General features: G+C 69.5%; 20 protein-coding genes and 1 tRNA gene. 3 read left to right on the top strand and 18 right to left on the bottom strand.

The features are described from left to right. Positions 1–100: 100 nt before the first annotated feature. The 10 genes from G6N75_RS13710 to rlmE form a co-directional block, all read right to left on the bottom strand. Positions 101–853, bottom strand: a complete 753-nt coding sequence (locus G6N75_RS13710; protein WP_346765535.1) for a polysaccharide deacetylase family protein — start codon at positions 851–853, stop codon at positions 101–103. Continuing rightward, positions 846–1,985 (bottom strand): glycosyltransferase, encoded by a 1,140-nt coding sequence (locus G6N75_RS13705; protein WP_165348922.1) that lies wholly within the window; start codon positions 1,983–1,985, stop codon positions 846–848. Before G6N75_RS13705 ends, G6N75_RS13710 begins: the two co-directional genes overlap by 8 nt. Then, on the bottom strand, positions 1,985–3,172 hold the full coding sequence (locus G6N75_RS13700) for a sulfotransferase (protein ID WP_165348921.1): 1,188 nt from the start codon (positions 3,170–3,172) through the stop codon (positions 1,985–1,987). Before G6N75_RS13700 ends, G6N75_RS13705 begins: the two co-directional genes overlap by 1 nt. 138 nt (positions 3,173–3,310) lie before the next feature. Beyond that, positions 3,311–3,395 (bottom strand) — tRNA-Leu (locus G6N75_RS13695). Between the two features lie 33 nt (positions 3,396–3,428). Beyond that, positions 3,429–3,818 (bottom strand): preprotein translocase subunit SecG, encoded by a 390-nt coding sequence (secG, locus tag G6N75_RS13690; protein WP_165348920.1) that lies wholly within the window; start codon positions 3,816–3,818, stop codon positions 3,429–3,431. Positions 3,819–3,838: 20 nt separating this feature from the next. Continuing rightward, complete coding sequence (tpiA, locus tag G6N75_RS13685; protein WP_165348919.1) at positions 3,839–4,591, bottom strand: triose-phosphate isomerase; 753 nt, start codon at positions 4,589–4,591, stop codon at positions 3,839–3,841. Positions 4,592–4,645: 54 nt separating this feature from the next. Then, positions 4,646–5,983 carry a phosphoglucosamine mutase gene (gene glmM / locus G6N75_RS13680; RefSeq protein WP_165348918.1) on the bottom strand — a complete coding sequence of 446 codons (1,338 nt, stop codon included), beginning with the start codon at positions 5,981–5,983 and terminating at the stop codon, positions 4,646–4,648. Next, complete coding sequence (gene folP / locus G6N75_RS13675; RefSeq protein WP_165349176.1) at positions 5,980–6,837, bottom strand: dihydropteroate synthase; 858 nt, start codon at positions 6,835–6,837, stop codon at positions 5,980–5,982. The genes glmM and folP overlap by 4 nt, the downstream gene beginning before the upstream one ends. Before the next feature lie 104 nt (positions 6,838–6,941). Further along, a complete protein-coding gene (ftsH, locus tag G6N75_RS13670) occupies positions 6,942–8,867 on the bottom strand; it encodes an ATP-dependent zinc metalloprotease FtsH (RefSeq protein WP_165348917.1) in 1,926 nt (641 codons plus the stop codon). Between the two features lie 53 nt (positions 8,868–8,920). Next, positions 8,921–9,547, bottom strand: a complete 627-nt coding sequence (rlmE, locus tag G6N75_RS13665; protein ID WP_165348916.1) for a 23S rRNA (uridine(2552)-2'-O)-methyltransferase RlmE — start codon at positions 9,545–9,547, stop codon at positions 8,921–8,923. A 112-nt stretch (positions 9,548–9,659) separates the two neighbouring features. On the opposite strand from rlmE, the gene yhbY reads away from it, so the two are divergent. Then, positions 9,660–9,953, top strand: a complete 294-nt coding sequence (gene yhbY / locus G6N75_RS13660; protein WP_165348915.1) for a ribosome assembly RNA-binding protein YhbY — start codon at positions 9,660–9,662, stop codon at positions 9,951–9,953. Positions 9,954–9,984: 31 nt separating this feature from the next. On the opposite strand, the gene greA is transcribed toward yhbY, so the two are convergent. From greA to grpE, 7 genes are all read right to left on the bottom strand, one after another. Next, on the bottom strand, positions 9,985–10,461 hold the full coding sequence (gene greA / locus G6N75_RS13655) for a transcription elongation factor GreA (protein ID WP_165348914.1): 477 nt from the start codon (positions 10,459–10,461) through the stop codon (positions 9,985–9,987). After that, positions 10,458–13,682 (bottom strand): carbamoyl-phosphate synthase large subunit, encoded by a 3,225-nt coding sequence (gene carB / locus G6N75_RS13650; RefSeq protein ID WP_165348913.1) that lies wholly within the window; start codon positions 13,680–13,682, stop codon positions 10,458–10,460. Before carB ends, greA begins: the two co-directional genes overlap by 4 nt. Then, positions 13,675–14,838 (bottom strand): glutamine-hydrolyzing carbamoyl-phosphate synthase small subunit, encoded by a 1,164-nt coding sequence (gene carA, locus G6N75_RS13645; protein ID WP_206203130.1) that lies wholly within the window; start codon positions 14,836–14,838, stop codon positions 13,675–13,677. Before carA ends, carB begins: the two co-directional genes overlap by 8 nt. Before the next feature lie 125 nt (positions 14,839–14,963). Next, positions 14,964–15,782, bottom strand: coding sequence for a 4-hydroxy-tetrahydrodipicolinate reductase (gene dapB, locus G6N75_RS13640; RefSeq protein WP_165348911.1), 819 nt, complete (start codon positions 15,780–15,782; stop codon positions 14,964–14,966). Next, positions 15,779–16,921, bottom strand: a complete 1,143-nt coding sequence (dnaJ, locus tag G6N75_RS13635) for a molecular chaperone DnaJ (protein ID WP_165348910.1) — start codon at positions 16,919–16,921, stop codon at positions 15,779–15,781. Before dnaJ ends, dapB begins: the two co-directional genes overlap by 4 nt. 73 nt (positions 16,922–16,994) lie before the next feature. Next, positions 16,995–18,929: a molecular chaperone DnaK gene (gene dnaK / locus G6N75_RS13630; protein WP_165348909.1), complete on the bottom strand. Its 1,935-nt coding sequence runs from the start codon at positions 18,927–18,929 to the stop codon at positions 16,995–16,997. Positions 18,930–19,038: 109 nt separating this feature from the next. Beyond that, positions 19,039–19,587, bottom strand: coding sequence for a nucleotide exchange factor GrpE (gene grpE, locus G6N75_RS13625; protein WP_165348908.1), 549 nt, complete (start codon positions 19,585–19,587; stop codon positions 19,039–19,041). Positions 19,588–19,839: 252 nt separating this feature from the next. Between grpE and G6N75_RS13620 the strand changes: the two genes are divergently transcribed. Continuing rightward, positions 19,840–20,340: a fasciclin domain-containing protein gene (locus tag G6N75_RS13620; RefSeq protein ID WP_165348907.1), complete on the top strand. Its 501-nt coding sequence runs from the start codon at positions 19,840–19,842 to the stop codon at positions 20,338–20,340. 60 nt (positions 20,341–20,400) lie between these two features. Here the strand turns inward: G6N75_RS13620 and hrcA are convergent, their stop codons facing one another. Then, the gene (gene hrcA / locus G6N75_RS13615; RefSeq protein ID WP_165348906.1) at positions 20,401–21,459 is read right to left on the bottom strand and encodes a heat-inducible transcriptional repressor HrcA; all 1,059 of its coding nucleotides are present in this window, start codon (positions 21,457–21,459) and stop codon (positions 20,401–20,403) included. A gap of 112 nt (positions 21,460–21,571) precedes the next feature. Here hrcA and G6N75_RS13610 point away from each other — a divergent pair, with 112 nt between their 5' ends. Next, entirely contained in the window at positions 21,572–22,477 is a 906-nt protein-coding gene (locus tag G6N75_RS13610) for an NAD(+) kinase (RefSeq protein WP_165348905.1), read from the top strand.

Raw genomic sequence — 22,477 nt, 5'->3', positions numbered from 1 at the left:
TTCTACCAGCCTGCGCCGCGACGCAGCAGCGGCGCCGGGATGATTCCCCTCGGAGATGAAGTTCGCGGTCCCGGCGGCGCCGGTTTCCCCGCGAGGGAGGTCAGGAAGGCGTCGGCGGCGTACAGTAAACTGCGCGCGCTGTGGCCCCGCCTGGCAGAAGGTCGCGATAGGAAAGCAGGCCGTCGATGCGGTCGAGGCCCGCCCGGAGCTCGGCGGCCAGCATGAGGTCGAGATCGCCGGGGTGAATGGCGAAGCGCAGCGGCCTGGACCCCTTGGCGAGTTGGAAGCCGAGTCGATTCACCATCCGTACCACCGTTGCCCGCAGCCGGGTGTCCGCCTCGAACCCCGCCAGGGGCAGCCACCGCCGGCCAGTGCGGCCGGCATACCTGATCCCGCCGAGGTCCTCCCATAGCTGGAACGGCAGGTCTCGGTCCCGGGCCGGATCCAGGGGGCCGAGAGCCCAGGCCGGCGGCACATAGAGCGTCGGCGACGGCAGGCCTTGCTCGGCGAACCAGTCGTAACAGCGTTGGACCAGGGTGCGGGCGCCGTCCCGGTCCAGCGCCAGGTGTTCGGCCACCCCCCGCGAGATCAGCGCCGCATGCAACCGATGGTGCAGGCCGCGAACCCGGGCCGCCCGGTGGCTCCAGCCGTGCCCGGCCACTTCGCAGCCGGCGTCAGTCAGTCTCCTGAGGCGGTACAGGCTGCCTTCGCTCCAGCCGGCGCCAGGCACCACCAGCAGCGTCACCGGGCCCGCATGGCGTCGCCGTACCAGCCCGACCAGGTCCTCGACCTGCCCCAGCGTCGCCGGCATCACGTCGTGGACGGACAACAGCGCCGGCGCCGACTCAGCCACGGACGGTCTCGTCCACCAGCGCCACCCAGTCCCGGATGATGGCATCGCAAAATGCGCCGGCGGCCTTTCGCCCACGCCGGGCGAGGGCCAGCCGGAGCTCTGGCGGCATCCGTTCCAGGCGTCCTAGGGCGTGCTCGAGAGACTCCGCGGCGCCCATGGCGAAAAGACCGTGGGAGAGGTCGTCCCAGTCGAGGATCCCGCAGCGCGACGAGACCACCGCGAGCCGGCCCCGGACCATGGCCTCCAGCGCCACCGTGCCAAAACCTTCGACCCGGGAAGGCAGCACCACGGCGTCCGCCTCGTCCATCAGCTGCGGGAGGGCGGAACGTGGTTGCCAGCCAAGCCACTGGAGGTTGGGCAGTTCTGCGCAGGCCGCGCGGGCCGTGCCCGCCAGGGGGCCGTCGCCGGCCAGCCGGAACCGGATGTGCGGATGCCGGCGCGCCGCGGCGACGACCGCCTCGACGTTCTTCTCCGGCGCCAGGCGGCCGGCGAAAAGCACCTCGTCGAGGCGGTGTCCGGCGGCCGCTGGCGGATCAGCCAGGAACCGCCCGCCCAGCGGCGTGCCCATGACCGCAACCCGGCCCGCACCGAAGCGTCGCGCCCCTGCGGCCATGGGCTCGCTGTTGGCCACCACGACGCGGCTGGCCGCGAAGACCGAACGGCTGCGTCGCTCCAGCACCCTCTGGCTGGCCCGGCCGAACAAACGGCTCCAGGGCCGGGTCCAGTAGAGGTTGGCCAGCTGGTCCAGGTCCGTGTGGTAGCCGCCGATGACAGGCACCCCGAGTCGCCGGGCGGCAGTGATCGCCGTCGTGCCGAAGGGTCCCGGCGTGGCCACGACGATGACGTCCGGACGCAGCGATTCAAGATAGCCCAGCAGCCGGCGGCGCGGCGGCAGGCAGACGCTCTGGGTCGCGTCCCCGGGGAGGGGAAGGCTGAATCTGCCCCGCCAGCCCCGCGTGGGGTCGGGACAGATGAGCTCGGCATGCTCAATGCGCCCCGCGAGCGCTGCGACGAGGTCGTGATAGTAGGTCCCAACCCCGTTGCGCTCGGGCAGGGCATCCGAGACCACCACCAGCTTCAGCGGCAGGCGCGGCGTAGGGACGGGACGGATGTAGTCGGCGTGTGCGCTCATCATGCTGCCTCCCGGCCGAAAGGTGTGTCCGACCGCCCGTAGACACTGCGGAACCGGCGCAAAATGCCCTCCGCGGAGAGCCCGAAGCAGGCGGGTGTCGGCCGGTGGGTCGAGCGAAAACGACGCGCCGCACCGCCGCGCTGCCTCAGGCGAGCCTGCCATCCCGGCGAGCACGCCAGTCCCAGCTGCCGATAGGCCTCCTCGAAGGTCGCCGCCAGGCGCTCACGCAACTCCGGTTCCGTCACCACGACTGCCCGCCCCGGCCGGTCCGCGGCGAAGTCCATGAGATGGTGATAGCCGTGCTCCAGGGTGGACATCAGGCGCTCGACAAAGACCGGGTCGTCCGCGCGGTGTCCGAACAGTCTGCAGCCGCCGGCCAGGGCCGACAGCTGGGAGGGTACGACCTGCAGCGGCTCGCGCAGGCAGGCGATGAAGCGCGCATCCGGGAAGGTTTCCGCCAGGCTCCCGGCCCAGGAGGCGAACGCCGCGTTCTTGGACAGGAAACGCTTGCCCGGCGGGGCCGCGTACAGGTGGCGCTGGACCAGGGCGCGGTAGAACCGCAGCAGGCGCTGGCGTTCCGCGGACGGCATGTCCCGGTCCAGGCGGCCCAGGCGCCAGCCCCGGCGCGAGAACGGGAACGGCACGACCTGCAGGAAACAGCCCAGCGCCGGCAGCAGCGCCAGGTAGTCCTCTTCCGGCGCGTCCAGCGCAACCGGGTGGATGCCGTCCAGGCCGGTGGCGATGCGGCCGATGATGCCGTCGAGCAGCCGCCGGGCATGACCTCCCAGCCGCCGGTCCACGCGCCCGGCCCAGCGCAGGAGCCGCCGCTGGATCACCGCCGGCGCCAGCACGCATTCCCAGGTGGTGAAGGTGGTGAACTGCGGATCCTCGGCCAGCACCCGGTGCGCCAGGGTCGTGCCGCTGCGCGGAATGCCCAGCACGAACACCGGGCTTTCCACCCGCGCCTCGCGGTAGCCCCGGCAGAACACCTCGTCGAGCAGAAGACACAGCCAGTGGACCAGCTGCAGGCCGGCGAGAAGGGGCAAGAGCAGGATGGAGAGCGCGAAGGCGGCGAGCTTGAGATGGGCCAGTTGGCGGGCCAGGAGCGACAGGCTCAGCCAGCCGAACGTCAGCGCCGAGGACGCAAACAGGCGCATCAGGTCGGTGGCGCCGGGCAGAGCGTTCATCGGACCCGGATTGTCCCGGTAGAAGGTGAACCTTTTATTGCAGGGCGCGCCCTGTCGCCCCTGGGTCTCACCGCAAGGTGCCGCTGGATCGGCTCGAGAGGCTCATAAGCCCCTCAATTCGAGAAAGTTCCTGGTAGGTGGTGCGGATGGTCGGACTCGAACCGACACGGCTTGCGCCACTGCCCCCTCAAGACAGCGTGTCTACCAGTTCCACCACATCCGCACGAAAAACCGAGGATCCCGCTGGCGTCGCCGCTTACTGTGGCGGCGGCGCCTGCTCGTTGGCCGGCGGCTCGTCTGCCGGCAAGGCAGGCAAGTCGCCGTCCTGGGCCGGCGTCGGGATGGCGCTGGGCATCTCAGTCGAGGCCGGCGCCGTCACCGGCGCGCGCTCGAGAATGCTGTCCGGCTCCGTCCGCTGACCGGCGAGGTATGCGAGCCCGAGGCTCGTAATGAAAAACAGGGTCGCAAGCACGGCTGTCGTCCGGCTGAGGAAGGACGTCGTGCCCCGGGAACCGAACACGGTCCCGGACGCGCCCGCTCCGAAGGCCGCGCCGGCATCGGCGCCCTTGCCGCGCTGGAGCAGCACGAGGACGATAATGGCCACGGCCAGGAAGACATGGCTCACGGTAGCTAAGGTCTGCAGCATCTGGTCCTGGTATCCGTAACTCAGCCGGCGGCGCGACAGATGCCCGCGAAGCCCTCGACCTCGAGCGAGGCGCCGCCCACGAGCCCACCGTCGACATCCGGCATGGCAAAAATATCGGCTGCATTGGCGGCCTTGACGCTACCGCCGTACAGCACCTTCACGAAGTCCGCAATCTTAGCATTTTCCGCCGCGAGTAAGCCACGGATATATGCGTGCACCGCCTGCGCCTGTTCCGGCGAAGCCGTGCGCCCGGTGCCGATGGCCCAGATGGGCTCATACGCGATCACCGCCTGCTCGAAGGCCCCGATCCCGGCCGCCGCAAGCACGGCCCGCAGCTGCCGCCCGACCACCGCCTCAGTCTCGTCGGCCTCCCGTTCTTCGAGGCTCTCGCCGACGCAGAGGATGGGCACCAGGCCCTGTCCCTGGGCGGCCCTGAACTTCGCGGCCACCAGTTCGTCGCTCTCGCCATTCAGCGTGCGGCGCTCGGAGTGGCCGACAATGGCGTAGCGGCAGCCGAGCTCGGCCAGCATCGCGGCCGACACCTGGCCCGTGTAGGCCCCCTGGTCCTGGTCGGAAACATCCTGGGCGCCGACCGCCACCGGGCTGCCGGCCGCGGCCCGGGCGGCTTCCTCGAGGTACGGGTAAGGCGGGCACACGGCCATGTCGCAGGGCGCCGCGGCGCCGAACTCGGCGGCCAGGCCGGACACGAGCGTCCGCGTCAGCTCACGCGAGCCGTGCATCTTCCAGTTACCTGCGACCAGTTTCCTTCTCATCAGTCACTCCCGGGCCGTGGAGGCGCGGCACTTTAGCCGCAGCCCCCGGGGAAATCAATGTTCGGCCGCGATCCGCACGACCTCGGCAAGACGTTCCGCAAGGCCGCGGGCCTGCATGGCGTCCACCGCCTCGATCATTACGCGGATGACCGGCTCGGTGCCGGAAGCCCGCAGCACGATGCGGCCGTCGGTGCCCAGCTCGGACTCAGCGGCCGCCAGCGCCTCGGGCACCCCGGACGCCGCCCGCGGGTCGATCCGGCGGGACACCCGCACGTTGATCATGACCTGCGGCAGCCGCGGCATGCCGGCCACCAGCTCGGACAGCGGGCTGCCGGTATGGCGCATCACCTCGAGCACCTGGAGGGCCGTGGCCAGGCCGTCGCCCGTAGAGGTCCGCGCCAGGTTGATGATATGGCCCGAGGTTTCCCCGCCGAGCTGGCCGCCCTCCTCCTTGAGCAGCGCCATCACGTAGCGGTCGCCGACCGCGGCGCGGCGGAAGGGAATGCCCAGCCGCCCGAGCGACTGCTCCAGGCCGAGGTTGCTCATCACCGTGCCTACGACCGGGCCGCGCAGCTCGCCCCGGGCGCCCGCATCGCGCGCCAGCAGGTAGAGCAGCTGGTCGCCGTCCACCAGTTCGCCGCGCTCGTCCACCAGCACGCAGCGGTCGCCGTCGCCGTCGAGCGCGATGCCCAGCCGCGCCCCGACGCCCTTGACGGTGGTCGCCAGCAGTTCCGGCTGGGTCGAGCCGCAGCCCTGGTTGATGTTGCGCCCGTTCGGCGAACAGCCGATGGGGATGATCTCGGCGCCGAGCTCCGCGAGCACCCGCGGCGCCACCTTGTAGGCCGCGCCATGAGCACAGTCGACCACCAGCTTGATGCCGGCCAGGTCGGCGCCCGCCGGCAGCATGGTCTTGCAGAACTCCTGGTAGTCCACGCGGGCCTGGTCGACCCGCCGGGCCCGGCCCAGCGCGGCCGACTCCCGCGTCAACGGCGGCTCGTCGAGCAGCGCCTCGATCGCGCGCTCCTGCTCGTCCGTCAGCTTCTCGCCGCCGGCTGCGAAAATCTTGATGCCGTTGTCGTCGTAGAGGTTGTGCGAGGCGCTGATCACCAGCCCGAACTCGGCGCCCAGCTCGCGGCACAGGTACGCCACGCCCGGGGTCGGCAGCGGTCCCGCCAGCAGCACGTTGACCCCGGCTGCGGTGAAGCCGGCTTCCAGTGCCGCTTCGAACATGTAGCCCGACAGGCGGGTGTCCTTGCCGATCAGGACGGTGCCGCCTTCCGGCGCCAGCACCCGGGCGGCCGCGCTGGCCAGCCGCAGGGCGAAATCCACCGTCATGGGCGGCGCGCCGACCGTGCCGCGCACGCCGTCGGTCCCGAAATATTTCCTGCTCATCCCTGTTCTCCCTGGTCATCGGCGGCCAGCACGGCTGCCGTCATGGCGAGCGCGTCGCGCGTCGCGGCCACGTCGTGGCTGCGAATGATAGCGGCTCCGGCGCTGACTGCGAGCGCGGCGAGCGCCAGCCCCCCGGCCAGGCGCTGGTCGACCGGCCGGCCCGTGACCGCGCCGATCATGGACTTGCGCGAGACGCCGACCAGCACCGGCAGGCCGAGGCCGGTGAAGCGCCCCAGGTGCCGCATCAGCGCCAGGTTGTGGTCCAGCGTCTTGCCGAAGCCGAAGCCGGGGTCGAGCGCCAGCCGCGAGCTCTCGATGCCGGCCGCGATGCACGCCTCGACGCGCCGCGCAAGAAAATCGTAGACCTCGCCGACCACGTCGTCGTAGTGCGGTGCTGCCTGCATGGTGCGCGGCTTGCCCTGCATGTGCATGAGGCAGATGGCGCAGCCGCTGTCCGCTGCGGCCGCGAGCGCCCCGGGGGCTCGCAGCGCGTTCACGTCGTTGATGAGCTCGGCGCCGGCTGCAGCGGCAGCACGCATCACCCCGGGCTTGGTGGTATCGACCGATACCGGCGGCGCGGCGGCCGCGACCAGCGCCTCCAGCACCGGCAGCACCCGGGCCAGTTCGTCTTCAGCCGACACCGGCCGGGCGCCGGGGCGCGTGGACTCGCCGCCAATATCGATGATCGCCGCCCCGTCGGCGGCCATTGCCAGCGCGTGCGCCCGGGCCGCCCCCGGCATGCTGAAACGGCCGCCGTCGGAGAAGGAGTCCGGGGTCACGTTGAGAACCCCCATCACGACCGGGCTGGCAAGGTCCAGGGTCCGGGTCCGGAGCTGCAGCGTGCGGGAAGACATGAGATGCATGATAGCCCCGGCAGCGCCGGCGAGCTGCATAGGACGTCGCAAAAAGAAGGGCCGGGAAGGCATCAAGCCCTCCCGGCCCTGGCTGGTCGTCCGGCCTAGTGCTGGCTGGCGGGGCCGGCGATGGGTGTCGCACCCTTGTCGTCGTCCCGCTGCGCCGGCCGCTCCTCTTCCGGCACCGGCGGCGGATTGTCCGTCCAGTCGCTGGGCGGACGCGGTTCCTTGCCCGCCATGATGTCCCTGATCTGCTGCTCGTCGATGGTCTCGTACTTCACCAGGGCATCGGCCATGGTGTGCAGCTTCTCCATGTGGTCCTCGAGGATCTGGTGCGCCCGGCGGTAGTTGTTGTCGATGATCGCCCGGATCTCCTCGTCGATGGCATGCGCCGTCACGTCCGAGACCTGCTTGTGCTGGGTCACCGAGCGCCCCAGGAAGATCTCGCCATCGTCTTCGCTGTAGGCCAGCGGGCCCAGGCGTTCGGACAGGCCCCACTTGGTGACCATGTTGCGCGCCAGCCCGGTGGCCCGCTCGATGTCGTTGGAAGCACCGGTGGTCACGGCATCGGCGCCGAAAATCAGCTCCTCGGCGATGCGGCCGCCGAACAGCGAGGCGATCTGGCTCTCGAGCCGCCGCTTGCTGAAGCTGTAACGGTCCTCTTCCGGCAGGAACATGGTCACGCCCAGGGCCCGGCCGCGCGGGATGATGCTCACTTTGTAAACCGGGTCGTGATCCGGCACGTTCAGGCCCACGATGGCGTGGCCCGCTTCATGGTAGGCAGTGAGCTTTTTCTCGGCGTCGCTCATGACCATGGAACGCCGCTCGGCGCCCATCATGATCTTGTCCTTGGCTTTCTCGAACTCCTCCATGGTCACGGTGCGGCGATTGGCCCGCGCCGCGAACAGGGCGGCCTCGTTCACGAGGTTGGCCAGGTCGGCGCCCGAAAAGCCCGGCGTGCCGCGCGCAATGATGGCCGGGCGCACGTCGTCGCCCAGCGGCACCTTGCGCATGTGCACCTTCAGGATCTGCTCGCGGCCGCGCACGTCGGGTAGCGGCACGACCACCTGGCGGTCGAAGCGCCCCGGGCGCAGCAGCGCGGGGTCGAGCACGTCCGGCCGGTTGGTGGCGGCGATGACGATGATGCCCTCGTTGCCCTCGAAGCCGTCCATCTCCACCAGCAGCTGGTTCAGCGTCTGCTCGCGCTCGTCGTGACCGCCGCCCAGGCCGGCGCCACGATGGCGGCCGACGGCGTCGATCTCGTCGATGAAGATGATGCAGGGGGCGTGCTTCTTGGCCTGCTCGAACATGTCGCGGACCCGCGAGGCGCCCACGCCGACGAACATCTCGACGAAGTCGGAGCCCGAGATGGTGAAGAACGGCACCTTGGCCTCCCCCGCGATGGCCCGCGCCAGCAGGGTCTTGCCGGTGCCGGGCGAACCCACCATCAGCACGCCCTTGGGAATCTTGCCCCCGAGGCGCTGGAACTTGGCCGGATCCTTGAGGAAATCGACGATCTCGCTCACTTCGTCCTTGGCCTCCTCCACGCCGGCGACGTCGGAGAAGGTGACGTTGACCTGGTCCTCGCCCAGCAGGCGCGCCCGGCTCTTGCCGAAGGACATGGCCCCGCGGCCGCCGCCCCCGCCCTGCATCTGGCGCATGAAGTAGATCCAGACGGCGATCAGCAACAGGATCGGGAACGAGGAGATGAACAGCTGCATCAGGAAGGACTGCCGCTGCGGCGGCGCCGAGCGGAAGCTCACGCCGGCCGCCTTCAGCTCGCCGATCAGCGCGCGGTTGTCCGTCTCCGGGCTGAACGTAGTGAACCGCTCGCCGCTGGTGAAGGTGCCGTTGATCTTGTCACCTTCGAACACCACGTCGGACACCGAGCCGTCCTCGACGCGTTCCAGGAAGGCGGAATATGGGATGTCCTGAGCGACGCGCGGCGCGTTGCCGAAGCTGTTGAAGACGGTCAACAGCACGACGGCGATCACGATCCACAGGACGATGTTCTTGGCTAGGTCATTCAACGAAACTGCTCCTCAAGTCCCGGCACGGGGTCATGGCCCGTTTCGGTTAGACACTACATGACCCGGTAGTTTCCTGCCACCAGGTAGAATTCCCGGCTCCTGTCCCTCGATGCTTTCGGCTTGCGCTGGCGGACGGTTTCGAACATCCGCCTGGCTGCGGCCACCAGCGCGTCGCTGCCCTCGCCCTGGAACACCTTGATCACCGCGCCGCCGCCCGGGGCGAGGTGCTGGCGGGCGAAATCCAGCGCCAGTTCCGCGAGATACATGGCCCGCGGCTGGTCGACGCTGGCCATGCCACTGATATTGGGGGCCATGTCGCTCAATACAAGGTCGGCCTTGCCGGCCCCAAGCGCCGTCTGCAGGGCGTCGAGGGTCGCCTGGTCCCGGAAATCGCCCTGGATGAACTCCACGCCGGCCACCGGATCCATCGGCAGGAGGTCCACCGCGATGACTCGCCCCCGTCGGCCCACCTCGCGCGCGGCGTACTGGCTCCAGGCGCCTGGCGCCGCCCCCAGGTCCACGACCGCGAGGCCCGGGCGCAGCACGCGATCCTTCTCCTGGATCTCCTGCAGCTTGTACACGGCCCGCGAGCGCCACCCTTCCTGCTGTGCCTTTTGCACATAAGGGTCGGCGACGTGTTCATCCATCCAGCGCCGCCCCCGACGGGTCCGTCCGCTCATGCCTGGTTCACCTCTTCCCGCCGGGCGCCGCCTGCTAGACTAGCCGTTCGCGGCCTGCAGCGTCCGGCAGCCCCGGGTCGCCCATTGATAGATCACATGAAGTAATCAACATATGTCGCTGACTGAAAAACAGAAAAAACACCTGCGACGTCTCGGGCACGCGCTCGAGCCGGTGCTCCTGACCGGCGCCGCCGGGATCACCCCCGGCTTGCTCGCCGAGCTCGACACTACGCTCGCCCACCATGAGCTGGTGAAGGTCCGGGTGCGCGCCGCGGCGCGGGCGGATCGCGACGCGATGATCGAGGCCCTGTGCGAGGCATCCGGCGCCGAGCTGGTCCAGCGCATCGGCCACGTGGCGCTGCTGTGGCGGCCGAACCCGGAACAGCGGCGCATTCCGCTCGCCTGACTGGGGACAGTCCCGGGGACTGTCCCCACCATCAGATATATTCAACCTTCAGGATGGCGTAAACCCGGTCGCCGCCAGGCGCCTGGACCTGCACCTCGTCGCCCTCGCTCTTGCCGATCAGGGCCCGCGCGATCGGCGAGGCGATGGAAATCCGTCCCGCGCGGATATCGGCCTCCTCCTCGCCCACGATCTGGTAGCGCAGCTCCGCGTCCTCGGCCTCCGAGAACAGCTCCACAGTGGCGCCGAACACGACCCGGCCGCCGGCGTTGATGCCGGCCGGGTCGATGATGTCGGCATGGGACAGCTTGTACTCCAGGTCCCGGATGCGCGCCTCGACCATGCCCTGCTGCTCCTTCGCCGCGTGGTACTCGGCATTCTCGCGCAGGTCGCCATGGGCCCGGGCCTCGCCGATCGCCGCGCTGATGCGCGGGCGCTCGACGTTCTTCAGGCGGGTCAGCTCTTCCCGGAGCCGCGCGGCGCCGCCCGCCGTCATTGGCACCTTCGTCATGGGCTGATCTCCAGGTGGAGGTCCTGCAGGCGGTTCACGTCGGTCGCGTCGAGGTGGTCCAGGGCTACACAGGTCGCCTTGGCCGCCGAGATGGTCGTGTAGTAAGTCACCTTCCGATGCACGGCCTCGCGCCGGATAGAGTGCGATTCGCGGATCGCCTGGCGATTGTCGGTGGTGTTGACGACGAGGCTGATCTCGCCGTCCCTGATCATGTCGACGATGTGGGGCCGGCCCTCGCGCACCTTGTTGACGGCCCGGCAGTCCACGCCGGCGTCCTGGATGGCCTTGGCCGTCCCGGAAGTCGCGACCAGCTCGAAACCCCGGTCCACCAGGATCCGCGCCAGCTCGACCGCCCCGTCCTTGTCCTGGTCGCGCACGCTGATCAGCGCCGTGCCGCCGCGCGGCAGCTTGACGCCCGCCGCCAGCTGCGCCTTGGCGTAGGCCTCGCCGAAGAAGCGGCCCGTGCCCATGACCTCGCCGGTCGACTTCATTTCCGGGCCGAGAATCGGGTCCGCGCCGAGGAACTTGGCGAAGGGGAACACCGAGGCCTTGACGGAGAGATAGTCCGGGCGGCGCTCGCCGGACACGTCCTGGTCCTTGAGGCTGATGCCGGCCATGCACAGCGCCGCGATCTTGGCCAGCGGCCGGCCCGTCGCCTTGGACACGAACGGCACGGTCCGGGAGGCGCGCGGATTCACTTCGAGCAGGTAGATCCGGCCGTTCTGGATGGCGAACTGCGTGTTCATCAGGCCCTTGACCTGGAGGGCCCGCGCCAGGCGCCGCACCTGGTCGCGCAGCTGCTCCTGCAGCGAAGGGTCGAGCGTGTTCGGCGGCAGGCAGCAGCCGGAGTCGCCCGAGTGCACGCCGGCCTGCTCGATATGCTCCATGATGCCGCCGATCACCACGGTCTCGCCGTCGCTGACGATGTCGATGTCCACCTCGACCGCATGGTCGAGGAAGCGATCGAGCAGGATCGGGCTGTCCTCGGAAACCTTGACCGCGAACTGCATGTAGGTGCGCAGCTCGGACTCCGAGAACACCACCTCCATGGCCCGCCCGCCGAGCACATAGGAAGGCCGGACCACCAGCGGATAGCCGATCTCTTCCGCCAGCCGGACGGCGTCCTCGACGTTGCGCGCCGTGCGGTTGGCCGGTTGCAGCAGTTCCAGGTCCTCCACCAGGTGCTGGAAACGTTCCCGGTCCTCCGCCAGGTCGATGGAGTCGGGACTGGTGCCGATAATGGGCGCGCCCGCGGCCTCGAGCTTGCGGGCCAGCTTGAGCGGCGTCTGGCCGCCGAACTGGACGATGATGCCCTCGGGCTTCTCCAGCTCGACGATCTCCATCACGTCCTCGAAGGTCAGCGGCTCGAAGTACAGCCGGTCCGAGGTGTCGTAGTCGGTGCTCACCGTTTCCGGGTTGCAGTTGACCATGATGGTCTCGAAGCCCGCTTCCCTGAGCGCCAGGGCGGCGTGGACGCAGCAGTAGTCGAACTCGATGCCCTGCCCGATACGGTTCGGACCGCCGCCGAGGATCATGATCTTGCGCCGGTCGCCGGGTGCGGCCTCGCACTCTTCCTCGTAGGTCGAGTACATGTAAGCCGTGGTCGTGGCGAACTCCGCGGCGCAGGTGTCGACGCGCTTGAAGACCGGCCGCAGCCCGAACTCCAGGCGCCGCGCGCGCACCGCCGCTTCCTTCTCGCCCACCAGCCGCGCCAGCCGCGCATCCGAAAAGCCCATGCGTTTCAGCCGCCACAGCCGCTCGCGGCTGAGCCCTTCCATGCCGCCTGCCCGGACCATGGCCTCCTCCCGCACCAGTTCCTCGAGCTGCGCCAGGAACCAGGGGTCGATATGCGACCAGTTGAAGACCGTCTCCACATCGCAGCCGGCGCGGAACGCGTCGCCCACGTACAGGATCCGGTTCGCGCCGGGGAACCGGAGCTCGCGCTCGATCCGCTGCATGGTCGGCTCGTCCCAGGGCGCCTCCACCTGCTCGTCGAGACCGGTGCAATCCGTCTCCAGGCCGCGCAGCGCCTTCTGCAGGGATTCCTGGAAGGTGCGGCCCATGGCCATCACCTCGCCCACCGATTTCATCTGGGTGGTGAGCAGTGGGTCCGCGTCGGGGAACTTCTCGAAGGTGAAGCGCGGGATCTTGGTGACCACGTAGTCGATGGTGGGCTCGAAAGAAGCCGGCGTGGCGCCGCCGGTAATATCGTTCTGCAGCTCGTCCAGGGTGTAACCGACCGCCAGCTTGGCGGCCACCTTGGCGATGGGGAACCCCGTCGCCTTCGAGGCCAGCGCCGAGGAGCGCGACACGCGCGGGTTCATCTCGATGACGATCAAGCGGCCGTCCTCGGGATTGACGGCGAACTGCACGTTCGAGCCGCCCGTCTCCACGCCGATCCGGCGCAGCACCGCGATCGAGGCGTCGCGCATGCGCTGGTATTCCTTGTCGGTCAGCGTCTGCGCCGGCGCGACCGTGATCGAGTCGCCGGTGTGCACGCCCATCGGGTCGAAGTTCTCGATCGAGCAGATGATGATGCAGTTGTCCTTGCGGTCGCGCACCACCTCCATCTCGTACTCTTTCCAGCCCAGCACCGATTCCTCGAGCAGCACCTCGTTAGTGGGCGACAGGTCGAGACCGCGCTCGACGATGGTCTCGAACTCCTCGGCGTTGTAGGCGATGCCGCCGCCGGTGCCGCCGAGAGTGAAACTCGGGCGAACAATGGTCGGGAAGCCGATCTCGGCCTGGATGGCGCGCGCCTCGTCCATGTTGTGCGCCACGGCCGAGCTCGGCACCTCGAGGCCGATCTCGATCATCGCCTTGCGGAACAGGTCGCGGTCCTCGGCCGTGTCGATGGCCTCGCGCGACGCGCCGATCAGCTCCACGCCGTACTTCTCGAGCACGCCGTGGGCCACCAGGTCCAGGGCCGCGTTCAGCGCCGTCTGGCCGCCCATGGTCGGCAGCAGCGCGTCGGGCCGTTCCTTCTCGATGATGCGCTCCAGCACCCGCCAGTCGACCGGCTCGATGTACACCGCGTCGGCCGTATCCGGGTCCGTCATGATGGTGGCCGGGTTGGAATTCACCAGGATGACCCGGTATCCCTCTTCGCGCAGCGCCTTGCAGGCCTGGGCGCCGGAGTAATCGAATTCGCAGGCCTGGCCGATGACGATCGGACCGGCGCCGATGATGAGGATGCTCTCGAGGTCGGTGCGCCTAGGCATGCCGCGCGCCCTCCATCATCGCGATGAATTTCCGGAACAGCGGCCGCAGGTCATGCGGACCCGGGCTCGCCTCGGGGTGGCCCTGGAAGGAAAACGCCGGGCAGTCGGTGCGCTCGATTCCCTGCAGGGTGCCGTCGAACAGCGAGCGATGGGTCGGGCGCAGGTTCGGCGGCAGCGTCGCCTCGTCCACCGCGAAGCCGTGGTTCTGGCTGGTGATCAGCACCTGCCCGGTGTCGAGGTCCTGCACCGGGTGGTTGGCGCCGTGATGGCCGAATTTCATCTTCAGCGTGCGCGCCCCGCCGGCGAGGCCGAGAATCTGGTGGCCGAGGCAGATGCCGAAGACCGGCACGCCGGCCTCCATGCAGGCGCGGGTGGCCGCGATCGCATAGTCGCAGGGCTCCGGGTCGCCCGGACCGTTGGACAGGAACACGCCGTCGGGCTTCATCGCCAGCACCTCGGCCGCCGGGGTCATGGCCGGCACCACCGTTACCCGGCAGCGGGCATCCACCAGCAGCCGCAGGATGTTGCGCTTGATGCCGAAGTCCCAGGCCACTACGCGATGCACCGCCTGCGGTGCGGCCGCGATCTCGTCCTGGGCATGGCGCCAGACGCTCTCGGTCCATTCGTAGGGCTCGCCGGTGGTCACCACCCGGGCCAGGTCCATGCCCTTCAACCCCGGGAATTCCCTTGCCCGGGCCACGGCCAGGTCGGCATCGTCGCTGCCGGCGAGGATGCAGCCGCCCTGCGCGCCCCGTTCGCGGATCAGCCGCGTCAGCCGGCGGGTATCGAGATCGGAGATGGCCACCACGCCTTCGCGCTGCAGGAACTCGGGCAGGGACTCGTTGCGCCGGTAGCTGCTGGCCAGGGGGGGCAGGTCGCGGATGATCAGGCCCGCGGCGTAGACCCGGTCGGACTCGTAGTCCTCGGGGTTGGTGCCGGTGTTGCCGATATGGGGGTACGTGAGCGTGACGATCTGGCGGGCGTAGGAGGGATCGGTGAGGATCTCCTGGTACCCCGACATGGCGGTGTTGAACACGACCTCCCCGACGGTCTCGCCGGGCGCGCCGATCGAGCGGCCGCGAAAGACCGTGCCGTCTTCTAGTCCCAGGACTGCCGGCTGCGTCACTTCATCTCCCGGTTTTTTTCTCGCGCGCATGCTAAAAAGCGGGTCGGGCCCGCGCTGGTCCCTTCCCGCTCTTGACCCGGAGGAGGCCCGGCCCTGCTGGCGGCGGGACCAAGTTCGCTTCGGGTGAGATCAGGCCAACGCCTGAAGACGATAGTTTACTGACCGCTTGCCAGAGTGTCCACGCGTCCGAGCCCCAGGACCTCGCCCAGCTCGTACCGGCCGGCGGGGCGGCCGGCCAGCCACGCTGCGGCCCGTAGGGCGCCCCGGGCGAAGATCGCCCGGTCGGTCGCGCGATGCACCAGTTCGACCCGCTCGCCCGGCCCCGCCAGGGTCACGGTATGCTCGCCGACCACGTCGCCCAGCCGCTCGGCCGCATAGGCCAGCCCCGGCGCCCTGAGCTGCCCGTCCGGTTCCGCATCGGCCGCCGGCCGCCCCCGGCCGGCCACCACGGCACGGCCGAGCGCCAACGCGGTCCCCGAGGGCGCGTCGCGCTTCGCCGCGTGGTGCACCTCGTGCACGCCGGCGTCGAAATCGCCCAGGGCCGCGGCCGCCAGGGCGGCCAGTCGCTCGAGGACGGCCACGCCGGCGCTCATGTTCGGGGCCCACAAGACGGGTACGGCGCCGGCCGCGTCCGTCAGCGCGGCACGCGCCGCCTCGTCCAGCCCCGTGACGCCGCAAACCAGCCCGGTTCCAGCCGCCTTGCAGGCCGCGGCGTTGCCGGCCACGGCCGCAGCCAGCGTGAAATCGATGGCCACCGCAGCGCCGGGAAGCGCGTCCCGGGCCTGGTCTACGAGCCGGACCCCCGCGGCCGGCAGGCCGGCGGCTTCGCCTGCGTCGCGCCCGGCCAGCCCGGAATCGGGCGCAGTCGAGGCGCCGACCAGGACCAGCTGCGGGTAGTCGGCGAGGCAACGGAGCAGCGTGGCGCCCATGCGGCCGCTCGCCCCCAGGATCGCGATCGGGATCGTCTTGCTCATGAGCTCAACCGGTCGAAGAAGCCGCGAACCTTGTCCATCCAGCCCTGTTCCCGCGGGCTGTGGCTGCGGCCGCTGTCGCGCAGGCTCGCCTCGAAGGCCTGCAGCAGCTCTTTCTGGCGCTTGTTCAGGCCCACGGGCGTCTCCACCACCACGTGCACCATCAGGTCGCCCTGGGGCCCGCCGCGCACGGGCCGCACGCCGCGGCCCCGCAGGCGCAGCACCCGGCCGCTTTGCGTCCCTTCGGGGATCTTGACCTTCACCGCCGACTCCTCGCCCAGTGCCGGCACCTCGACCTCGCCGCCCAGCGCGGCGACCGCGTAGCCGATCGGCACCTCGCAGGCCAGGTCGGCGCCGCGGCGCTCGAAGATGGGATGCGGCCGGGCCAGCACTTCCACGTACAGGTCACCGGGCGGCCCGCCGTTCCGGCCGGCCTCGCCTTCGCCGCCGAGCCGGATCCGGTCACCGCTGTCCACGCCGGGCGGAATCTTGACCGACAGCGTCTTGGTCTCCGGCACCCGGCCCTCGCCCTGGCAGTCCGGGCAGGGATCCTCGATGACGGTGCCCTGCCCCCGGCAGGCCGGGCAGGTCTGTTCGACCGCGAAGAAGCCCTGCTGCAGCCGGACGGAACCGCGTCCGCCACAAGTGCGGCAGCCGACGGGCGAAGAACCTGCCCGCGCGCCGGTGCCGTGGCAGGTGCCGCACTCGGCCGCCAGCGGCAGGCTGATGGTCACGGTGTCGCCGAAGACGGCCTGTTCGAGCTCGAGTTCCAGCTCGTAACGCAGGTCGGCGCCACGGAACACGCGCGCCCGGCCGCCGCCGCGGCGTCCCCCGCCGAAGATGTCGCCGAAGACTTCGCCGAAAATGTCGCTGAAGGCATCACCGGGCTCGAAGCCGCCGGGACCGCCCCCCGCGCCGCTGACGCCCGCATGCCCGAACTGGTCGTAGGCCGCGCGCTTGCGCGGATCCTTGAGCACCTCCCATGCCTCCTTCACTTCCTTGAAGGCCGCTTCCGCCTCCGGGTCGTCCGGGTTGCGGTCCGGGTGGTACTTCATCGCCAGGCGCCGGTAGGCCTTCTTGAGCTCGGCCTCGGTGGCGTTCCGGGCCAGCCCCAGGGCCTCGTAGTAGTCGCGCTTCGCCATCCGGCGCTCCGTGGTTGAACCAGGCAACGGCACGCCCCCGGCTGGCCGGGAGCGTGCCGGTGATCATTGCATCCTACTTCTTGTCGTCTTCCTTGACTTCCTCGAACTCGGCATCGACCACGTCCTCGTCCGCCGGCCGCGCGCCCTCGGGCTGCTCGCCCGCGGCGCCTTCGGCCGCACCCGCCTGGGCTTCTTCGGCGTAGACCCGCTGCATCACGCCGGCCGAGGCCTCGGCCAGGGCCTGCGCCTTGGCGTCGATCCGCGCCTTGTCGTCCGACTTGACCGCGTCCTTGAGGTCGGACAGGGCGGACTCGATCCTGGCCCGCTCCTCGGCCTGCACCTTCTCGCCCAGGTCCTTGAGCGATTTCTCGCTGGAGTGGATCAGGGCCTCGGCCTGGTTGCGCGTGTCGACCAGCTCGCGGAACTTCTTGTCCTCGGCCGCATGCGCCTCGGCGTCCTTGACCATCTGTTCGATTTCCTCGTCGCTCAGGCCGCTGGAGGCCTTGATGACGATCTTCTGCTCCTTGCCGGTCGCCTTGTCCTTGGCCGACACGTTGAGGATGCCGTTGGCGTCGATGTCGAAGGTGACCTCGATCTGCGGCACCCCGCGCGGGGCCACCGGCAGGTCGGTCAGGTCGAAGCGACCCAGCGACTTGTTGTCCACGGACCGCTCGCGCTCGCCCTGCAGCACGTGGATGGTCACGGCCGTCTGGTTGTCCTCGGCGGTCGAGAACACCTGGTGCGCCTTCGTCGGGATAGTGGTGTTCTTCTCGATCAGCTTGGTCATCACGCCGCCCAGCGTCTCGATGCCCAGCGACAGCGGGGTCACGTCTAGCAGCAGCACGTCCTTGACCTCGCCGGAGAGCACGCCGGCCTGGATGGCGGCGCCGATGGCCACGGCCTCGTCGGGGTTGACGTCCTTCTTCGGCTCCTTGCCGAAGAAGTCCTTCACCGCTTCCTGCACCTTGGGCATGCGGCTCTGGCCGCCCACCAGGATGATGTCGTCCACGTCGCCGACCTTGAGCCCGGCATCCTTCAGCGCCACCTTGCAGGGCTCGATGGTCCGCCGCACCAGGTCTTCGACCAGCGACTCCAGCTTGGCCCGGGTCAGCTTGATGTTGAGGTGCTTCGGCCCGCTGGCGTCGGCGGTGATGTACGGCAGGTTGACCTCGGTCTGCTGTGAGGAGGACAGCTCTATCTTGGCCTTCTCGGCCGCTTCCTTGAGCCGCTGCATGGCCAGGGCATCCTTGCGGATGTCGATGCCGCTCTCCTTCTCGAAGCTGTCGGCCAGGTACTGGATGACCTTCAGGTCGAAGTCCTCGCCGCCGAGGAAGGTGTCGCCGTTGGTCGCCAGCACCTCGAACTGGTGCTCGCCGTCGACCTCCGCGATCTCGATGATCGAGATGTCGAAGGTGCCGCCGCCGAGGTCGTACACCGCCACCTTGCGGTCGCCGCGCTGCTTGTCCAGCCCGTACGCCAGCGCCGCCGCGGTCGGCTCATTGATGATGCGCTTGACCTCGAGACCGGCGATCTTGCCCGCGTCCTTGGTCGCCTGGCGCTGGGAGTCGTTGAAATACGCCGGCACCGTGATCACGGCCTCGGTGACCGGCTCGCCCAGGTAGTCCTCGGCGGTCTTCTTCATCTTCATCAGCACGCGGGCCGACACTTCCGGCGGGGCCATCTTCTTGTCGCCCGCCGCCACCCAGGCATCGCCGTTGTCGGCCTCGATGATCTTGTAGGGCACCATGTCGCGGTCCTTGGCCACGACCGGGTCGTCGAAGCGGCGGCCGATCAGCCGCTTCACCGCGAACAGCGTGTTCTGGGGATTGGTGACCGCCTGGCGTTTGGCCGGCTGGCCGACGAGCACCTCGCCGTCCTTGGTGAAGGCCACGGTCGACGGTGTCGTCCGGTCACCCTCGCTGTTTTCGATGACCTTGGGGGTCTTGCCCTCCATGATGGCCACGCAGGAGTTCGTGGTCCCGAGGTCGATTCCAATCACCTTGCCCATGTCAAAGTCTCCGGTTGCAATGCTTGCGTCTGGCCGTGCGGCCCGCCTGTTCAGGTAATGGGGGCCCGATCACGACTTTCAAGGGGTTATTCGAGGTTATTCGAGATGTTCAGGCCTCCGGGGGCCGGGCCACGATCACCCGGGCCGGCCGCAGCAGCCGGTCGTGGATGCGGTAGCCGGACTGGACCACGGCGAGCACGGTGTCCGGCGCGGCCTCGGCGCTCGGCTGGGTCATGATGGCCTCGTGGACCTCGGGATCGAAAGGCCGGCCGGCCGCCTCGACGGCCGTGACGCCGAACTTCTCGAGCACCTGCAGCAGCAGCCGCAGCGTCGCGTCCATGCCTTCGGCGACCGCCCCGCCCTCGCCGGCGGCACGGGCCGCGTCACGCCCCATCTCGAGGCTGTCGACCACCGCCAGCAGCTCGCGCGCGAAGCGCTCGATGCCATAACGGTGGGCGCTCTCGACGTCCCTGGCGGCCCGGCGCCGGACGTTCTCCAGCTCCGCGGCAGCGCGCAGCAGCTGCTCGCGCAGGTCCACTGCCGCCTGCTCCGCCTGGTCCGCCCGCGCGGCGTGATCGCCGGCGGCGGCGCTCTCGCCCGCGCCCCTGCCGCCGCCCGTGATCTCTTCCGCCTGCAGGTCCTTGTCGTGGTCGCTCATCGCCTGGTCTCCATGCTCGCTCGCCCGGCAGCGCTCCCCTGGAGCGGCCGGCGTCAGCAACGATATCTTGTTCCCCAGTCCAATCTTGGGCCGCGACGCGAGAAATCAAGTCGCCCGGGCCCGCCACGGCTGCCTGCGGGGGGGTCTGGTCCGGCGCGGCGCTGAATCCGGGCGGCAGCCACCTGGCGAAAGCCCCACCCGAGCACTCGCAATTATCCACGACCCTCTCGACCCTATCCAGGAGCTTCAATCATGACCAAGTTCACCGCCCTGCTTGCCTCTGCGGCCCTGCTCGCCGTCGGAAGCCTGAGCGCCAACGCCTATCCGAACTACGGCAAGAAGGCCGACATCGTCGACACCGCCGTCGCGGCCGGGTCTTTCACCACGCTGGTCGCCGCGATCCAGGCCGCAGGCCTGGTCGAGACGCTGAAAGGCGAAGGCCCCTTCACCGTTTTCGCGCCGACTGACGCGGCCTTCGCAGCGCTGCCCGAGGGTACCGTCGAATCGCTGCTCAAGCCCGAGAATCGCGACCAGCTGGTTGCCGTCCTGACTTATCACGTCGTCCCCGGCAACGTGCCGGCGAGCGAGGTCGTCAAGATCACCGAGGCCGCCACCGTCAACGGCGCCAAGGTCAGCATCGCCGTCGCCGACGGCCAGGTGAAGGTCGACGGCGCCACCGTCGTCCAGGCCGACGTCATGGCCAGCAACGGCGTGATCCACGTGATCGACCAGGTCATCCTGCCGCAGGGCTGAGCCGCGCTTGCCATGACCACTACCGGACGGCGCCTGCGGGCGCCGTCTCCTTTTGGGGCGCTAGTCGCGGGAGTTGAGGGCCGAGCCCAGGAGGCGGGCCGTGATGTCCACGATCGGGATGATCCGGTCGTAGGCCATGCGCGTCGGGCCGATCACGCCGAGCACGCCGACCACCTCGCCTTCCACCGAATACGGGCTGGCCACGACGCTCACCGACTCCAGCATCCGGTAGCCCGACTCCTCCCCGATGAAGATCTGCAGGCTCTCGGCCGCCAGGCACTTGTCGAGCAGGTGCAGGATGTCGCGCTGGCGGGCAAAGGCCTCGAACAGGCTGCGCAGCCGCTCCACGTTGGAAAGCTCGGCGAACTGCATGAGGTTGGTCTCGCCCGCCAGCACGAAACCCTGGCCGGGCTCGTCCACCGTCTGGAAAGCCTGGCGCGCCATGCTGATCGCTTCCTGCATCATGCTGTTCATGGTCTCGCGCGTATCGGCGAGCTCTTCGAGCAGCTTGTCCCGGACGGAGGCCAGCGACTGGCCGCCAAACTGCTCGTTCAGGTAGTTGGCGGCGAGCCTGAGTTCGTCGGCGCCATAGTCGCGGTCCATGTGGAGGATCCGGTTCTGCACCTCTTTTTCGTCGATCACCAGGATCGCCAGGATGCGCTTGTCCGACAGCGGCAGGAACTCCACCTGGCGCAGGGCCGCCTGGCTGCGGCGCGGCATCGTCACCACGCCGGCCATGCGGGTCAGCGCCGAAAGGATGCTGGAGGCCGAGCCCACGATGTCGCCGTCGCCGGTCCGCACGGCCTCCATTTCGGCCTGCAGCCGCCGGATGTCGGCGTCGCTCATGGGCTGCACTTTCAGCAGCGCGTCCACGAACAACCGGATACCCTTCGGCGTGGGCACGCGGCCGGCCGAGGTGTGCGGCGCAACCACCAGCCCCATTTCCTCGAGGTCGGCCATGACGTTGCGGATGGTGGCGGGAGAGAGATCGAGACCCGAGTCCCGCGACAAAGTGCGTGAGCCGACGGGCTGGCCCTCGCGGATATAACGCTCCACCAGCACCTTGAGCAGGTGCCTGGCGCGGTCCGACAGATCGGCGTCGAGGGTTCGGGTGGACATCAAGGCAAGTTAGCAACGCAAAATTTACCGCGTCAAGGCGCGCTTTCGCCGCTGGCCCGCACCCGGCGCTTCATGCTACAAGAAACCGCCGCGTGAACCCCTCGGAACCCGCATGAGCCGCAGCTTCAAGACCATCGCCCTGACCGGGAAGTACCGCGACCCCCGGGTCGGCGATTCGATGCTCATCCTGGCCCGCCATCTCGGCGCGGCGGGCGTGCGGATCCTGCTCGACCCGGCCATCAAGATGGACTTCCCCGACGTTGCCGTGGAGCCGGTGAGCGAGCTGGAACTCGGCGCGGCCGCCGACCTGGTGATCGCGGTGGGCGGCGACGGAACCATGCTCTACGCCTCGCGCCTGGTGGCCGGGCGCGACGTGCCGTTGCTCGGCATCAACCGGGGCCGGCTGGGCTTCCTGGCGGACATCACGCCCGGCGAGATGGTCCGGCGCCTCGACGAGGTCCTGGCCGGCGACTACGAAGAAGAGCGCCGGCTGATGCTCGAGGCCGTGATCGACAACGGCGGCCCGCCCCGCCGGGCGCTGGCGCTCAACGACGTGGTGCTGCAGAAGCGCGACACCGGCCGGATGCTGGACTTCGAGAACTGGATCGACGGCGTCTACGTGAACACCCACGGCGGCGACGGCCTGGTGATTGCCACGCCGACCGGCTCCACGGCCTATGCCTTGTCCGGTGGCGGTCCGATCGTCCATCCCAGCCTGGAAGCCATCACGCTGGTCCCGATCTGCCCCCATACCCTCTCGGACCGCCCGATCGTGGTGCGTGCGGACGCTCGCATCGAGGTCCGGGTGCTGCCGCGGCCGGACACGCGGGCCGAGGTGTCCTGCGACGGCATCGCGCTCGGGGACCTGGCGGCCGGCGAACGGCTGTCGGTGGGCGCCGCCGAGGAGCGGGTGGTGCTGATCCACCCGCGCGGGCACGATTACTTCCGGCTGCTGCGCTCCAAGCTCCACTGGGGACGGGGCAGCCAGAGCCGTTTCGACGGCGCGCCCGACGGCTGA

The sequence above is a fragment of the Thioalkalivibrio sp. XN8 genome, from assembly GCF_011058255.1.
Classification (GTDB): domain Bacteria; phylum Pseudomonadota; class Gammaproteobacteria; order Steroidobacterales; family XN24; genus XN24.
This window is presented reverse-complemented; position numbering and strand designations above follow the sequence as displayed.

Excerpts from the sequence above, each read along its gene's own strand:
- G6N75_RS13705 (WP_165348922.1), bottom strand. The coding sequence starts at position 1,985 with ATGAGCGCACACGCCGACTACATCCGTCCCGTCCCTACGCCGCGCCTG.
- G6N75_RS13700 (WP_165348921.1), bottom strand. The coding sequence starts at position 3,172 with ATGAACGCTCTGCCCGGCGCCACCGACCTGATGCGCCTGTTTGCGTCC.
- secG (WP_165348920.1), bottom strand. The coding sequence starts at position 3,818 with ATGCTGCAGACCTTAGCTACCGTGAGCCATGTCTTCCTGGCCGTGGCC.
- tpiA (WP_165348919.1), bottom strand. The coding sequence starts at position 4,591 with ATGAGAAGGAAACTGGTCGCAGGTAACTGGAAGATGCACGGCTCGCGT.
- glmM (WP_165348918.1), bottom strand. The coding sequence starts at position 5,983 with ATGAGCAGGAAATATTTCGGGACCGACGGCGTGCGCGGCACGGTCGGC.
- folP (WP_165349176.1), bottom strand. The coding sequence starts at position 6,837 with ATGTCTTCCCGCACGCTGCAGCTCCGGACCCGGACCCTGGACCTTGCC.
- rlmE (WP_165348916.1), bottom strand. The coding sequence starts at position 9,547 with ATGAGCGGACGGACCCGTCGGGGGCGGCGCTGGATGGATGAACACGTC.
- yhbY (WP_165348915.1), top strand. The coding sequence starts at position 9,660 with ATGTCGCTGACTGAAAAACAGAAAAAACACCTGCGACGTCTCGGGCAC.
- greA (WP_165348914.1), bottom strand. The coding sequence starts at position 10,461 with ATGACGAAGGTGCCAATGACGGCGGGCGGCGCCGCGCGGCTCCGGGAA.
- carB (WP_165348913.1), bottom strand. The coding sequence starts at position 13,682 with ATGCCTAGGCGCACCGACCTCGAGAGCATCCTCATCATCGGCGCCGGT.
- carA (WP_206203130.1), bottom strand. The coding sequence starts at position 14,838 with ATGCGCGCGAGAAAAAAACCGGGAGATGAAGTGACGCAGCCGGCAGTC.
- dapB (WP_165348911.1), bottom strand. The coding sequence starts at position 15,782 with ATGAGCAAGACGATCCCGATCGCGATCCTGGGGGCGAGCGGCCGCATG.
- dnaJ (WP_165348910.1), bottom strand. The coding sequence starts at position 16,921 with ATGGCGAAGCGCGACTACTACGAGGCCCTGGGGCTGGCCCGGAACGCC.
- dnaK (WP_165348909.1), bottom strand. The coding sequence starts at position 18,929 with ATGGGCAAGGTGATTGGAATCGACCTCGGGACCACGAACTCCTGCGTG.
- grpE (WP_165348908.1), bottom strand. The coding sequence starts at position 19,587 with ATGAGCGACCACGACAAGGACCTGCAGGCGGAAGAGATCACGGGCGGC.
- G6N75_RS13620 (WP_165348907.1), top strand. The coding sequence starts at position 19,840 with ATGACCAAGTTCACCGCCCTGCTTGCCTCTGCGGCCCTGCTCGCCGTC.
- hrcA (WP_165348906.1), bottom strand. The coding sequence starts at position 21,459 with ATGTCCACCCGAACCCTCGACGCCGATCTGTCGGACCGCGCCAGGCAC.
- G6N75_RS13610 (WP_165348905.1), top strand. The coding sequence starts at position 21,572 with ATGAGCCGCAGCTTCAAGACCATCGCCCTGACCGGGAAGTACCGCGAC.